The sequence below is a fragment of the Nostoc sp. FACHB-888 genome (genome assembly GCF_014696655.1).
GTDB lineage: Bacteria > Cyanobacteriota > Cyanobacteriia > Cyanobacteriales > Nostocaceae > Nostoc.
Window position 1 is genome coordinate 1 of the sequence record NZ_JACJQM010000006.1, and the last position, 13047, is coordinate 13047.

Sequence of the window (13047 nt, forward strand, 5' to 3'; positions counted from 1 at the left end):
GTAATTAGTGTTGCTTCTGGTAAAGTCTATCTCAACGGTCAACCTTTGGCAGAAGACTACATCGCTGAACCTCCAAATCAGCCATATCAACCAGCGAAAGTTCCAGAAGATGAGTTTTTTGTCATGGGAGATAACCGCAACGATAGTAATGACTCTCGCTATTGGGGCTTTTTACCCAGAAAGAATGTCATCGGCCGGGCAACATTTCGCTTTTGGCCTCTTGATCGCATTGGGTTTATTTAATTAGTTAAGAGTCATTCAATTTTAGATTTTAGATTTTTCTTTAAATCGAAGTTGCGCTGTAAGCGTACCAAAGGTTCGACTCAAAATCTAAAATTGGCAGGGTTAGGAGTTATTTTAAAACTTCTAACTTTTCACTCAAAATCTTAAATAATACATCAATTGGGCGATCGCATCACCAGGTAACTCCAACCGCCTCTGAAAATCAGCCAGGTTACGGTACGGCCCAACTGATTGCCGATTTTGAACCACTGCTTGCGCTAGAGACAAATCGATAAATGGAATTTGTGCTAACTTTTCAACTGTTGCTGTGTTTGGGTTGACTAAATGGGTCGGGTTTTCTAGAGATTCGTGATCATAGTAAATAAAATTCAGCAGAGGCTTTAATGGCTCCAGGCGTGGCGCTGGTACAGCCAAAGCCGCAGCGATATCTTCAATGCAGTAAAATTTAACACCAGAACGCGAAAGTTCTACAAGCGATCGCGCTTGGTGAATTGACAAACCTGGTAAACGTAACCAATCATCTACAGTCGCTTGATTAGCATCAATGCGAATACCTAATTTAGCCGCTAGCTGAATTTCTTCCCCAGATTGTAGGCGATAGTAGGGATCGTTGAGGAGCTTGGCCCGGAGTTTTTGCAGCCTGGAGTTCAAAGGTAGCCAGTTATTCATGATTGTTGATTACCTCAAGAAATCTGGTCTAGCAATTGGCGGCGCTTTTGCTCAAACTCATACTCTGAAATCAGTCCATCCTGTCGTAGAGCATCTAATTCACGCATTGCGTCAGCGATCGCTCCTACCTGATTACTCGCCCTTTGTGAGTTCCTTACCGTTGACTTCCCTAGATTAAAATTACGATCAAAAGCTTCTTCGTCTTGGGCTAAATACCAAACTCCTTCAATCGCACTAGCGACCTTGGGGATAGGTGTCCAGGAAAGCAACACATACAAAACACCCCACAACGGCTGTCCCAGATAGAATTTATGTAATCCTGAAATTGTCAGTGTGCCAGAAAAAGCTAAAACAGCAGCAACACTTCGGCTTTTGCGCTTAGTCAACATATTTCTAATAAATATACCAATACCACAGTTTCTACAATAAGATAGTCAATTACCCTGCCTTGCCCTTCAGACTTTTAGATGGGGAGTCCCACGCACAATTTAATTTAGTATTTGAAGAAATTTGAGTAAGTTTCACATGAGTGTGCATTGAGCTTTGATGCTAATTTTAAGTTTTTAACAGCTTTATTACTACTATGTCACAGACTTTCCTACCACCAAAATGGCTTGAACAGCTTTGTGATCCTTACGCTGTGCTAGGAATTTCTGTGATTGCTGATGATCGTCAGATTTTTAAACGCTATCACACTCTAGCGAAGCTGTTACATCCCGATCGCTACACTAAAAGCTGCAATGCAGACCCAGAATTAGCAACGGCAATATTTAGCCGTTTAATCAATCCAGCTTATGAAAAACTGAAACATCGACAGAAGCGCTTGATTGCCGTAGCTACGCTGCGATCAGACGCAATTTTAGAGCAGCAAGCTTTGTCTTCTCAAAGTGCCATAGCTCAGAAAATTATGGAAATGTCTCCACCCCAAGCAGAATTGTTTTACGAAGAAGCGATCGCCTGCTATGCAGAAGCTCAATACAAATCATTAGATCAGTTTTATCAGGTAACGCGACAAATTAGGATACTGAATTTAGTATACTTACGGTTGCATAAACCAGACCTGTTCCTACCGGAAAAAGCTGTTCGCATCACCTCTGAGGTAGAAGCCAAGCCAGTTGAATTGAGATTAGATGAAAAAACTGATGTCAAAACTGGTTTGACAAACTACGCTCAACGTCACTATCAGCGAGCTATTGAGTACGTCAGGCTAGCTAAATGGCCTCTAGCCGTGCAAGAGCTGCGCGATGCCATCAAGTTAGAGCCAAATAACAGCGACTATTATGCCTTATTAGGTTTAGTACATCTCCAACAGAAATTTATCGGGATGGCTAGGGTTTACATCTGTCAAGCATTAAAACTGAACCCGCAAAACTCACTAGCCTTAAAATACGCTCCCAGACTGAAAATTCAACCGGGTGAAAATACCAATCCTAAATCAATGGCTAAAGCTATGAGTATTGCGGCTTTATTAAGTCGGTTTACAAAAGGGAAAGGATCTCAAGTCAAGTGTTGAAATTTCGGTAACAAACCGTACTAAAACCGAAGCTTCGCCACGAGATTACTCACCTAGACTAAAATAATAAATAGAAGTAAAGCTATTAAGCTGCTGAGTCTAGGCGCTCAGTTTAATATAAGCAATATGGGATTCTTCGATTCTGAGATAATTCAGCAAGAAGCAAAACAACTGTTTGAGGATTATCAAGCGCTAATCAAGCTTGGTAACAATTACGGCAAATTTGACCGCGATGGCAAAAAGTTGTTTATCGAGCAAATGGAAGCCATGATGGATCGGTATCGCATCTTTATGAAGCGCTTCGAGCTATCAGAAGACTTCATGGCACAAATGACAGTAGAACAACTGAAAACGCAATTAGGTCAGTTCGGTGTCACCCCACAACAAATGTTTGACCAAATGCACCTTACTTTAGAACGGATGAAAGCCGAGTTAGAAAAACAGGCTTAGGTCAAGTTTAGATTTTGGATTGGTAATTAATCCAAAATCTAAATTGCCTTGGAAGCGCACCAAAAGTGCGATCTAAAATCTAAAATTATTGTGATTTGGGACGAGAAAACTGGGAAGGTGGCTTGAAGTTTTCTACTGGTACATTCTTAAGTGCCTTTTCCATAAAATCTTTCCAGATGGGAGCAACCATACCACCGCCTGTAGCACGGCTAGCTAATTGTTTGTTATCGTCTCTCCCCACCCAGACAGCAGTTGTTAGTTGTGGCACAGTGCCAACATACCAAATATCCTTTTCCGAGGAAGTTGTACCCGTCTTACCGGCACTGGGGCGAGCGATGGCAGCACCTTTACCTGTACCATTAGTAACTACCGTTCGCATCACATCGATAATGGCTGCCGATGCCCAAGGGTCTAAAACCCTCTGCGGTTTAGGGGTGTTATCTAATAACACGTTACCACTACTATCGGTGACACGGGCAATTACAGTTGGTGGAGATTGCCAGCCATAATTAGCAAAGGTAGCGTAAGCACTAGCCATTTCTAGGGGAGTTACACCAATTGCACCCAGAGGCAGAGAGGTAACAGGTTCCATCGGACTCATAATGCCTAAGGTACGGCAGGTTTCTATGACTCGATTCATCCCTACAGCTTTACCAATCTTGATCACGGGAATGTTGCGCGATTGGGCTAAAGCCGTGCGAATTGGCATAGGGCCGCTAAAACCCCCATCATAATTTCTGGGAAAGTACCGACCATTACCATCTTGATAGCTGACTGGAGAATCTACCACCGTTGAGTCTGGCCCATATTTACCAGTAGCAAAAGCAGCATAGTAGACAAACGGTTTAAAAGAAGATCCGGGCTGGCGTTGAGCTTGAGTTGCACGATTGAATTCACTAACCTTGGGATCTACACCGCCCACCAGTGCTTTAATAAAATGCGTGCGTGGATCAATTGCTACCAAAGCGATTTGATTTTTAGATAATCCCTGCCCAAGCAGTGATTTATGCCACTTACCGACAGTTTCCTCTGCCATGATTTGGAAGTTGGCATCAACTGTAGTTTGCACCCGCATCCCGCCTTTGAGTAGGGTTTCACGCCCAAACTTCTTAGCCAACTCCTGAGCTACAGTGTTGGTTATATAAGGTAGGGCACTACCTTGAAAGGATTTGATTTTACCAAGTTTGATTTCCTGTTTGAGCGCATTGTCGTACTCTGACTGGTTGATCCAGTTTAAATCCAGCATCCGCCCCAGCACTTCTTTTTGTTTCTGTTTTGCCAGCTTCATGCTCACAAAGGGGCTGAATTCTTCTGGTGCTTGGATCAAACCCGCCATCATTGCTGACTCACCCAAGCTTAAATATTCTGATGACTTATTAAAGTAACTGCGGGCTGCCGTTTGTACACCATAATTGTTATGACCCCAATAAACTTGATTGAGGTACATTTCTAAAATTTGATCTTTGGTAAGAATTTGTTCTAATCGAATTGCTAGCACCCCCTCCGCTAACTTGCGGGTAAAGGCACGCTTGCGAGACAAAAACAGGTTTTTTACCAATTGCATAGTAACAGTAGAGCCACCCTCTTTGACTCCACCTGCTACAGCGTTAACTACTACGGCCCGGCCAACACCACTGGGGTTAATACCGTGGTGATCGTAGAAGTGGCTATCTTCACTTGCTAATACTGCTCGTTTTAAATTTGGGGAAATTCTATCCAGGGGTACGACTTCCCGGTTTGCTTCCCCGTGGATACTCGTTAAAAGTTTACCCTTAAGGTCATAGATGTAAGTTGTTTCTGAGGGAAAGAAGTTACGTAGCTGTCTTACATCTGGCAAATTACGGAAACTAATGGCTAAACCAACCAGTCCTCCGGCTACAATGGAACTTGCCAACATAGTGATTGAGAGGAGAGTACCGCCAGTTACCTGACCGACTCCTTTCAAAAACTCAAAACCTGATGAAGCCCGACGTTGTGGCTGTTTATCTTCAAAAGTCCTAGAAGACGACACGGCGATTTCACTTCCTCTCTTATAAATTTAACTGTAATTGATTGGACGAAGCAAAGCGGTTAATTTTTTGCAATTATAGTAGTTTGGCAGATGAGAAAGCGGATAAATTGCAAGTGTTTATAACCAACTTAACTCCTAGTGTGCAAAACATAGCTAACAGTGGATTTTCTAGTATGACGCCAGATTTTGGTTGGCTGCGTCGTGGTGTGGTAGAAGTTTTCCCACAACCAGCTGATGTTGACAGTGATAGTCTAGAAAAGCGCTTATTAACTACAAACCGACCTTTGCGGATCAAATTGGGGATTGATGCTACAGGTACTGATATTCATCTTGGTCATAGCATACCAGTACGGAAACTGCGAGCGTTTCAAGATGCAGGTCATATAGCAGTTCTGATTATTGGCGATTTTACAGCACGGATTGGCGATCCAACAGGTAAATCTGAAGTGCGTCGTCAGCTTACAGAAGCAGATGTAGCGCAAAATGCTCAGACTTATCTTGATCAAGTACGTCCTATCTTGGATTTTGACACACCAGGAAGGTTAGAGGTGCGTTATAACTCCGAATGGCTCTCTGGGCTAAACTTAGAGAAAATTTTGGAGTTACTCTCTACGATGACGGTGGGGCAAATGTTGGCTAAGGAAGGATTTGCCGATCGCTATAGAAAAGAGAATCCGATTTTTATCCATGAGTTCCTGTACCCGTTAATGCAAGGTTTTGATTCCGTTGCCGTTGAGGCAGATGTGGAATTAGGAGGGACTGATCAGAAATTTAACATTGCTGTGGGCAGAGATTTGCAGCGCCATTTTGGTCAAGAGCCACAGTTTGGGATGCTGTTGCCCATTTTGATCGGCACGGATGGTGTGCAAAAAATGTCCAAGTCTTTAGGTAATTATATTGGGTTGTCGGAACATCCAGGTCAAAAATACCAGAAGTTACAAGGAGTTTCAGATAATCTACTGGAACAGTATTTTGAACTACTGACGGATTTACCTTTGGATAATCTGCCTGAAAATCCCCGCGATCGCCAAACACTTTTAGCATGGGAAGTTGTCAAACAGTACCACGGCGAACAAGCAGCCCAAGAAGCTAAAGAAGCCGCCCAAAGTGGTGGAAAGGAAGGTGCAGTTCCAGAATTCTCTCTAGCTGAAGTATCACATCCGGCTAAGTTAGCCTATATTCTCAATGTCACTGGTTTATGCAAAAGTACAGGTGAAGGAAAGCGGAAAATTCAAGAAGGTGGAGTGCGCTTAGATGGCGATCGCATTACCGATGTTGATACGACTTTTGCTGATTCTGCCCAGTTACAAGGTAAGGTTTTACAAGTTGGGAAAAATAAGTTTGTGCGTTTAGTGCCTTAAATGGGGAATGGGTAATCGCAAATGAACGCAGAACAACGAATTATAGTGCCTTTGGATGTGCCAGATGAGCAAAGTGCGATCGCTCTTATAGATCAACTCCCGCAAGTGGTTTGGTGGAAAGTTGGCTTAGAGTTGTTTACCAGCACTGGCCCGAAAATTCTAGAAGTGCTAAAGTCCAAGGAAAAACGCATTTTCCTGGATTTAAAGTTTCACGATATCCCAAACACAGTCGCTGGTGCTTGCCGTAGTGCTGCTCGTTACGGGGTAGATTTATTGACAATTCACGCTACTTGTGGGAAAGATGCTCTCAAAGCTGCAACCGAAGCGGCACAAGAAGGGGCTACCCAAGCAGGTATAAAACCGCCTAAATTAATCGCCATTACTTTATTAACAAGCATTTCTTCGAGGCAGTTGGCGTTTGATTTAAAGATTCCCCTAGAGTTACCAGAATACGCCCTAGAAATGGCACTACTGGCTCAAGAGACGGGATTGGATGGGGCAGTTTGTTCGCCCCAAGAGGCGGCACAACTACGGCAAACTTGTGGAGATAACTTTTTGCTAGTTTGTCCGGGGGTTAGACCAACTTGGGCAGACAAAGGTGATCAAAAGCGATCGCTCACCCCAGCCGAAGCAATTATCGCTGGTGCAGATTATCTAGTGATTGGGCGTCCTATTACTACTGCTACTGAGCCAGAGCTAGCCTGGAAGAGGATTTCTGATGAGTTAAGCACGGTAGCATGAAGCTAAAAGTCAGTGAGAAACTGGAGGATAGGGTGCAGAGTTTAGGGGAGAACAATCTTGCCTCTTCACTCAAGAAAAAAAATTATATTTGGCTTTTAGCTTGTGGGTTCTGGGTTTTAGGATCAAATAGCTTTGTTTACCCAGCGTTCTCGATAAACCTCACCCCTAAACCCTCTGTACTAGCAGAAAGGGAAACTGTCAACGACGGGGCGAAGTCTTTATGTTCTGAGCAAAATTTAGAAACATTTACTATACAGCTACTGCAAGATTTACCTAGTTATACCAATCGCGCTAGTCAACGCGCCCGCCGCCTCAAAAGAAGCAGTGATGTTTACACTTATATGCTAGTGGCAGGAAGACCTGAGTTTACACCTCTGCCCCTTAACCTTGAAGAATATAGTGCAGCATCTAAAAGCTCTGCATCAGGAGTTGAGCAAGTTTTTTTTACTACCTTAGAGCGGCAATACATAGGAAATAAAGCGGTAGAATTGCAAGAATTCCACTGGCTATTGTTGACTAAAACTCAAATTGGTTGGCGTTTAGTGATGATGTTTTCTCAAATTGGTTCCTACTCAGCACAGCAGCCAATATCTCCGCCACGCGATAGTAGTAACGGCACTGTTGCCCAAGGGGTTAAAACTTGGTTACGCGATTGTCAAGCTGGAAGTGTACGACGGATGCGATCGCCGAACTGAGCAATGGGATGATGTATACAAAACATCTGCTGAAAAAGAATGTAGAAGTGTTTCAATGCAACGTCTCTACAAGCGTTTCAGGTAACACATAATTAATTTGTAGAGATATTTACAGAGTAGTCCAGAAGTAGCAAGATTTTCACCATTTCCAGTGTCAATGCGAAAATGTAATGTTTCGCATTGACCCAAAAATACTAATTGAGCAGCACTGACAATTTTACTGAGCTAGCGTAGTTAGAATGAGGCCGTTTTAATCGGTTTTGTTCTCCATCAATTTTCAAGCTAGATACTTGTTTTCAAACAAAATAAATGTACATAATTCAGCTAGCTTGTATCAGTGTAATTACGCCTATATCCTAGGGAGGATTTTCAGGAAAAATAGCTGATAAATGGCGAAAAAAAAGCAGACATTATTTAAAAACCAAAGCTGGCTTGAATTTAAGCGTTGTGACTCCCGTTTTTTGGCGATAACATGGAAATAGGTTTATTTAATACTTTTCAAACCGCGTTTGGCGTCAGTTTTTTATGGAGATTCAATTAATCAACATCGGCTTTGGTAACATCGTGTCTGCCAACCGAGTAGTTGCCATTGTCAGTCCAGAGTCTGCCCCGATTAAGCGGATTATTACTGATGCAAGGGACAGAGGTCAACTGATTGATGCAACTTACGGTCGTCGGACTAGGGCTGTAATTATCACCGATTCCAGCCATGTAATTCTGTCAGCAATTCAGCCGGAAACGGTAGCGAATCGCTTTGTGATTTCCCGCGATCATCAAACTGTAGATAATTGATTAGGAGTGGATTAACAATCTCATTTCTATTTGCACCATATCGGTAGTACCATGTGAATTAGATAAGTTTTATGTCACCCTTGCTACAAATTCTTTGGTCACTAGTGGGCTTGGGCAGTAACACAAGACTAATGAATAATATCTATTGATTGATTCACAGGTTGAAGGGATGATACCAGTTTTACCCATCCAGAGTATTGCTACTACCGAAGAATGCTTACATTTAGGCAGATTGATTGTTTTCACTGGCCCCAGTGGGGTCGGTAAAGGCACTTTAATGCGATCGCTCCTACAACGTCATCCAGAACTTTATTATTCCGTATCCGTGACGACGCGTTCTCCCCGTCCAGGGGAAATCGATGGCAAAAACTATTACTTTATCAGTCGCAGTAAGTTTGAACAATTAGTTGCTGAAGGTGAATTTTTAGAATGGGCAGAATTTGCTGGTAACTATTACGGCACTCCCCGTGAAGCTGTACTTAACCAAATTCATTCTGGCAAGTTGGTAGTGCTAGAAATTGAGTTAGAAGGCGCAAGACAAATTCGTGCTTCCTTTCCCAGTGCCCTTAGCATTTTTATTTTACCGCCTTCTTTTGATGAATTAGAGAAACGAATACGCTCTCGCGCCCAAGATTCTGAAGAAGCGATCTCTCGTCGTTTACTGCGCGCTCAAGAAGAAATTAAAGCCGCAGATGAATTTGATATTCAAATCGTTAATGACGATTTTGAAACTGCTTTAAATGATATTGAAATGGTTTTGTTTAAATAGGTTAGGAGTTAGGAGTTAGAAGTTATGAATTTAAACTCCTAACTCCTAATTCCTAACTCCTCATTTCTAAATTAACCAAATAAACCTTGAATTACTCCCAGGTTGCTAGTCAAAAAGTAAGCAACTACTGCACCACCAATACCACCAATTAAGAAAGAACTGGCGAAGTTGTTCCAGCTTTCGTTAGAGTTAAAAGCATCTACTGGAGGGTTGGGTACAGTAACACTGGCAAGAGCTTTCGGAGGATTACTATTCGCATAGAGGGATAGTCCCGCCGTCAGAATAACAATCAAACCAATGGTTGCCAATAACCCAGCTAAGTTTGCATTAGCTGTGTCCCGCAGTGGGCCCAATTTGGCAAAGGGGCCAAATATCCAGTAACCATGAGCCATACCAACTTCTAGCCCGCGTCTGGAAGGAGTTATACCAGGACGATAAGCTGGCAAATTATTGATGAACCACTTGCTCAAGGGAGAAGCATTAATCGGGGTTTCTAGATTACCCAGTTGCGGATCGCGGAATGCGGGAAAAACAACTTCCCGATTTCTCGGATCGCTAGGAAGATTTTTTGATGCATCTACTGCTTGTGCCATATTTTATGTTCGCCTCAAATTAGAATGGTGGCATTTTTATATTAATAATAATTGCGGCTAAAGATGTTTTTTGCGTAGGAAGTTTAGAAAAATTAATTTAATTGCTTTCAAAACTTTGAAACTCGCAAGCTGGTTTCAACATCACGAGTTTCAAAGAACTACTTTGTTAGTAGTTTAGTTAGTAGTTACTAGTTAGTTGCCAACTAACGGCTAACAAATTTTTAGATTCTGTCTTCAACTTATGGTAATGGGTGGAAAAGTAGGTCAGGAAACCAGTAGTTAACCAAAATCAATAAAACGGCCGTAAAAGACAATTTGGCAAAAAGCAAAACTGGTCCCAAGGATAGATACTTAACGAAGTATTTTTGCTGCATGAATTATTCTCCCAAATAAATCAAAAGTTGCGGTAAGGGTTAGCGTGGCGAAACCGGAATTTCTGTATCTTTAGCTGTTAACTCGCCAGACAGAAATTCTTTTATGGCTGATACAGGCCAAGCAAAGCCCGATAGCATAATTGGCAGTGCCAAAGGAACTTCAATGATTACTTCTCTCATTTCCACGCTGCCACCCTCTTTCTTGTTCGCTTGGAGGTAGGCACGACCTACCCAACCAATCCAACCAGCAATATAGAGGAACAGAATACTAGGGATCAAGAAGTCACCAGCGTGATCTAGACGACCATCAACAATCAAGTGGGGGTAACCTTCAGGGCCACACAGCTCTTGAGAATAACGCTCAAATCGCTTTATCCCTGATTGGGGGTCAGAGGTGGTATTACGGGCATTAGCAGCTAGCTGTTGAAAAGCGGGATTGTCACTGCATGGTGTCAAATTAGCCCCTAGAGCTTTTGCTGGGGAGGTAAAATTGAACCAAAGACAAATCGCTAAAATCAAAGCAAACAATCGTCGCATAGAGTTGTTTCCTTTTATTACAAAACAGAAAGTTGATTGTACAAAACGAAGCGGCTTGTACAGTTGTTTATTTGCATAACTAGGAAGTCATCATACTCTTGGGTGGGAACCGAGTAAAGTTTAAGTAAATAAAAGTTAAAGCTTCTCAACCAAAATGAGTGGTGAGTCCTGTTAGCGGATAGGTATGGTTTAGCCCGTAACGAGTGCTGAGTACAAGAATTGTTGTTGTAGGGTAGTAAGGAAGCAAGATTTTCTCTCTATTATTTATTCCAGACTCCAGACTCAGTACTGATTACTCTCAATGACAACCGTTTTAGCAATAGAAACCAGTTGTGATGAAACTGCCGTCGCAATTGTTAACAATCGTAAAGTTTGCAGTAGTATTGTATCCTCACAAATTCCAGTCCATCAGCAGTATGGCGGGGTAGTGCCGGAAGTAGCGTCTCGGCAGCACTTGGAAACGATAAATGTTGCGATCGCACAAGCCTTAGAGCAAGCCCAACTAGACTGGGATAAAATTGACGCAATTGCCGCTACTTGTGCCCCTGGACTTGTAGGAGCGCTATTGGTGGGGTTAACTGCTGCTAAAACCCTGGCGATGGTACACAACAAGCCATTTTTGGGAGTTCATCACCTTGAAGGTCACATTTACGCAACTTATTTGAGCGAACCAAGTTTAAACCCCCCTTTCTTGAGTTTATTAGTTTCTGGCGGACATACAAGCTTGATTTTCGTCAAAGATTGTGGTAGCTACGAAACATTGGGACAAACCCGTGATGATGCTGCGGGTGAAGCCTTTGATAAAGTGGCGCGATTGTTAAACCTGGGTTATCCGGGCGGCCCAGTGATTGACAAATTGGCGCAACAGGGTAATCCGCAAGCCTTTGCTCTACCAGAAGGAAAAGTTTCTTTACCTAGTGGAGGATTCCATCGTTATGATGCGAGTTTTAGCGGGTTAAAAACGGCTGTATTGCGTTTAGTGCAGCAGTTAGAGAAAGATGGTGGACAAGTACCAGTGGCAGATGTAGCAGCTAGCTTTCAGGAAACCGTAGCGCGATCGCTAACCAAAAGAGCGATCGCCTGTGCCTTAGACTATGGTCTAGACACAATTGCTATTGGTGGCGGTGTAGCAGCTAATAGCGGATTGAGAAAAAATCTCCAAGCCGCCGCCGTTGAACATAACCTACGCGTTTTATTCCCACCTCTAAAATTCTGTACCGATAACGCCGCCATGATCGGCTGTGCCGCCGCCGAACATCTCTCTCGTGGTCATACATCTCCCCTCACACTAGGCGTTGAGTCTAGGTTAGCTCTTACCCAAGTGATGAAGTTGTATCAAGCTGTTGAGTAGTCATTTGTCTTTTGTTTAGTTCCAATGACTAATGACTAATGACTATCGACCGGATGTGATCAGCCACAGCATCCGGCTGTTCCAACATCGTCAAATGTCCGCAATCAGGAATTTCTAAAACATTGTCACCACAATATTGGAACAGTCTGTGAAAGCTAGCTAAATGGCGCACATACTTAGGTTCCATAACTTTATCTTCGGCACCAGCCAAAAAATAAACTGGCTGCTTCAATTGAGATACTAGCTCAGGTAAACGATTGATTTCTTCCTCAGTTGTGGAGTCTAACAGAGTTCTTAGAGCTGCTTCCGGGTCAGCCACAACGAAATCAATCAGCCTCTGACGTGCCCAATGGCGCTCCAAAGGACGAACTACACTGGCTCTGGTAAACAGCAGATCAATTAAAGGCACTTGGGACAGCCAACGCGGGCGGACTTGCAAAAATTTCTGACCCGCCGAGCGAAACTGCTCAAAGGCTTCTTTGAGGTAAATACCACCGCCAGCGTTGATACAGATAACTCCCTTAACACACTCAGGTATTTGATCTGCTCCCCAAAGAGCGATCGTGCCTCCCAAAGAGTGACCAATTAGCCAAGCACTGGTAATATTCAGCTGCTTCAAGAGAATTGCCAAGTCCTTAGCATAGGCAACAGGAGTATAAAGAGAATCGATTGGTGATCCAAGTGCATTATTGGAGATGGGCGTCAGGCTTAGAGACGTTTCTGCTCGACTAACATCGGTTTTTACCTGGGACTGGGATTCACCAAAACCCCGCAAATCATAAGAAAGGCATTGCAAATCATCTGAGAGGCGGGAAATCACAGGTTGCCAATATCCACGGCTATTGAGCCAACCGTGGATAAATACTAAAGCATGGGGGCAGGAGGTTGGAGCCGTTAGCTCGTATGCGTGTGGAACGCCCAAGATTTCGATAGTTGCCATACTTAATA

The 13047-nt window shown here is 43.1% G+C and carries 16 protein-coding genes; 9 read left to right on the forward strand and 7 right to left on the reverse strand.

The window, feature by feature from the left end; genetic code table 11:
• Positions 1-243 (forward strand): signal peptidase I (gene lepB / locus H6G26_RS05605; RefSeq protein WP_190728312.1); only part of this gene is annotated, 243 nt, incomplete at its 5' end.
• Positions 244-378: 135 nt separating this feature from the next.
• On the opposite strand, the gene H6G26_RS05610 is transcribed toward lepB, so the two are convergent.
• Positions 379-912 (reverse strand): ComEA family DNA-binding protein, encoded by a 534-nt coding sequence (locus H6G26_RS05610; protein ID WP_190728313.1) that lies wholly within the window; start codon positions 910-912, stop codon positions 379-381.
• A 14-nt stretch (positions 913-926) separates the two neighbouring features.
• Positions 927-1301: an NINE protein gene (locus H6G26_RS05615; RefSeq protein ID WP_190728314.1), complete on the reverse strand. Its 375-nt coding sequence runs from the start codon at positions 1299-1301 to the stop codon at positions 927-929.
• Positions 1302-1495: 194 nt separating this feature from the next.
• On the opposite strand from H6G26_RS05615, the gene H6G26_RS05620 reads away from it, so the two are divergent.
• Positions 1496-2425 carry a DnaJ domain-containing protein gene (locus H6G26_RS05620; RefSeq protein ID WP_190728315.1) on the forward strand — a complete coding sequence of 310 codons (930 nt, stop codon included), beginning with the start codon at positions 1496-1498 and terminating at the stop codon, positions 2423-2425.
• 126 nt (positions 2426-2551) lie between these two features.
• Complete coding sequence (locus tag H6G26_RS05625; protein WP_109011164.1) at positions 2552-2875, forward strand: DUF1825 family protein; 324 nt, start codon at positions 2552-2554, stop codon at positions 2873-2875.
• Between the two features lie 85 nt (positions 2876-2960).
• Here H6G26_RS05625 and H6G26_RS05630 read toward each other — a convergent pair whose 3' ends face one another.
• A complete protein-coding gene (locus H6G26_RS05630; protein WP_190728316.1) occupies positions 2961-4886 on the reverse strand; it encodes a PBP1A family penicillin-binding protein in 1926 nt (641 codons plus the stop codon).
• Positions 4887-5059: 173 nt separating this feature from the next.
• On the opposite strand from H6G26_RS05630, the gene tyrS reads away from it, so the two are divergent.
• The 5 genes from tyrS to gmk all read left to right on the forward strand — a co-directional run bounded on the left by tyrS (position 5060) and on the right by gmk (position 9244).
• Positions 5060-6247 carry a tyrosine--tRNA ligase gene (gene tyrS / locus H6G26_RS05635; protein ID WP_190728317.1) on the forward strand — a complete coding sequence of 396 codons (1188 nt, stop codon included), beginning with the start codon at positions 5060-5062 and terminating at the stop codon, positions 6245-6247.
• Positions 6248-6268: 21 nt separating this feature from the next.
• A complete protein-coding gene (gene pyrF / locus H6G26_RS05640; RefSeq protein ID WP_190728318.1) occupies positions 6269-6988 on the forward strand; it encodes an orotidine-5'-phosphate decarboxylase in 720 nt (239 codons plus the stop codon).
• Entirely contained in the window at positions 6985-7683 is a 699-nt protein-coding gene (locus tag H6G26_RS05645; RefSeq protein WP_199326654.1) for a hypothetical protein, read from the forward strand. The genes pyrF and H6G26_RS05645 overlap by 4 nt, the downstream gene beginning before the upstream one ends.
• Positions 7684-8208: 525 nt before the next feature.
• On the forward strand, positions 8209-8475 hold the full coding sequence (locus tag H6G26_RS05650) for a DUF370 domain-containing protein (RefSeq protein WP_012410221.1): 267 nt from the start codon (positions 8209-8211) through the stop codon (positions 8473-8475).
• A gap of 169 nt (positions 8476-8644) precedes the next feature.
• Positions 8645-9244 (forward strand): guanylate kinase, encoded by a 600-nt coding sequence (gene gmk, locus H6G26_RS05655; protein WP_190728443.1) that lies wholly within the window; start codon positions 8645-8647, stop codon positions 9242-9244.
• Between the two features lie 71 nt (positions 9245-9315).
• Here gmk and H6G26_RS05660 read toward each other — a convergent pair whose 3' ends face one another.
• From H6G26_RS05660 to H6G26_RS05670, 3 genes are all read right to left on the reverse strand, one after another.
• Positions 9316-9837, reverse strand: coding sequence for a photosystem I reaction center protein subunit XI (locus H6G26_RS05660; RefSeq protein WP_190728319.1), 522 nt, complete (start codon positions 9835-9837; stop codon positions 9316-9318).
• Between the two features lie 239 nt (positions 9838-10076).
• Positions 10077-10211: a Photosystem I reaction center subunit IX gene (locus H6G26_RS05665; RefSeq protein WP_190728320.1), complete on the reverse strand. Its 135-nt coding sequence runs from the start codon at positions 10209-10211 to the stop codon at positions 10077-10079.
• 39 nt (positions 10212-10250) lie between these two features.
• Positions 10251-10748: a Photosystem I reaction center subunit III gene (locus H6G26_RS05670; RefSeq protein WP_190728321.1), complete on the reverse strand. Its 498-nt coding sequence runs from the start codon at positions 10746-10748 to the stop codon at positions 10251-10253.
• 301 nt (positions 10749-11049) lie between these two features.
• Here H6G26_RS05670 and tsaD point away from each other — a divergent pair, with 301 nt between their 5' ends.
• Positions 11050-12099: a tRNA (adenosine(37)-N6)-threonylcarbamoyltransferase complex transferase subunit TsaD gene (gene tsaD, locus H6G26_RS05675; RefSeq protein ID WP_190728322.1), complete on the forward strand. Its 1050-nt coding sequence runs from the start codon at positions 11050-11052 to the stop codon at positions 12097-12099.
• A gap of 28 nt (positions 12100-12127) precedes the next feature.
• Here the strand turns inward: tsaD and H6G26_RS05680 are convergent, their stop codons facing one another.
• Positions 12128-13039, reverse strand: a complete 912-nt coding sequence (locus H6G26_RS05680; protein WP_190728323.1) for an alpha/beta hydrolase — start codon at positions 13037-13039, stop codon at positions 12128-12130.
• Positions 13040-13047 lie beyond the last annotated feature (8 nt).

Excerpts from the sequence above, each read along its gene's own strand:
- H6G26_RS05610 (WP_190728313.1), bottom strand. The coding sequence starts at position 912 with ATGAATAACTGGCTACCTTTGAACTCCAGGCTGCAAAAACTCCGGGCC.
- H6G26_RS05615 (WP_190728314.1), bottom strand. The coding sequence starts at position 1,301 with ATGTTGACTAAGCGCAAAAGCCGAAGTGTTGCTGCTGTTTTAGCTTTT.
- H6G26_RS05620 (WP_190728315.1), top strand. The coding sequence starts at position 1,496 with ATGTCACAGACTTTCCTACCACCAAAATGGCTTGAACAGCTTTGTGAT.
- H6G26_RS05625 (WP_109011164.1), top strand. The coding sequence starts at position 2,552 with ATGGGATTCTTCGATTCTGAGATAATTCAGCAAGAAGCAAAACAACTG.
- tyrS (WP_190728317.1), top strand. The coding sequence starts at position 5,060 with ATGACGCCAGATTTTGGTTGGCTGCGTCGTGGTGTGGTAGAAGTTTTC.
- pyrF (WP_190728318.1), top strand. The coding sequence starts at position 6,269 with ATGAACGCAGAACAACGAATTATAGTGCCTTTGGATGTGCCAGATGAG.
- H6G26_RS05645 (WP_199326654.1), top strand. The coding sequence starts at position 6,985 with ATGAAGCTAAAAGTCAGTGAGAAACTGGAGGATAGGGTGCAGAGTTTA.
- H6G26_RS05650 (WP_012410221.1), top strand. The coding sequence starts at position 8,209 with ATGGAGATTCAATTAATCAACATCGGCTTTGGTAACATCGTGTCTGCC.
- gmk (WP_190728443.1), top strand. The coding sequence starts at position 8,645 with ATGATACCAGTTTTACCCATCCAGAGTATTGCTACTACCGAAGAATGC.
- H6G26_RS05660 (WP_190728319.1), bottom strand. The coding sequence starts at position 9,837 with ATGGCACAAGCAGTAGATGCATCAAAAAATCTTCCTAGCGATCCGAGA.
- H6G26_RS05665 (WP_190728320.1), bottom strand. The coding sequence starts at position 10,211 with ATGCAGCAAAAATACTTCGTTAAGTATCTATCCTTGGGACCAGTTTTG.
- H6G26_RS05670 (WP_190728321.1), bottom strand. The coding sequence starts at position 10,748 with ATGCGACGATTGTTTGCTTTGATTTTAGCGATTTGTCTTTGGTTCAAT.
- tsaD (WP_190728322.1), top strand. The coding sequence starts at position 11,050 with ATGACAACCGTTTTAGCAATAGAAACCAGTTGTGATGAAACTGCCGTC.
- H6G26_RS05680 (WP_190728323.1), bottom strand. The coding sequence starts at position 13,039 with ATGGCAACTATCGAAATCTTGGGCGTTCCACACGCATACGAGCTAACG.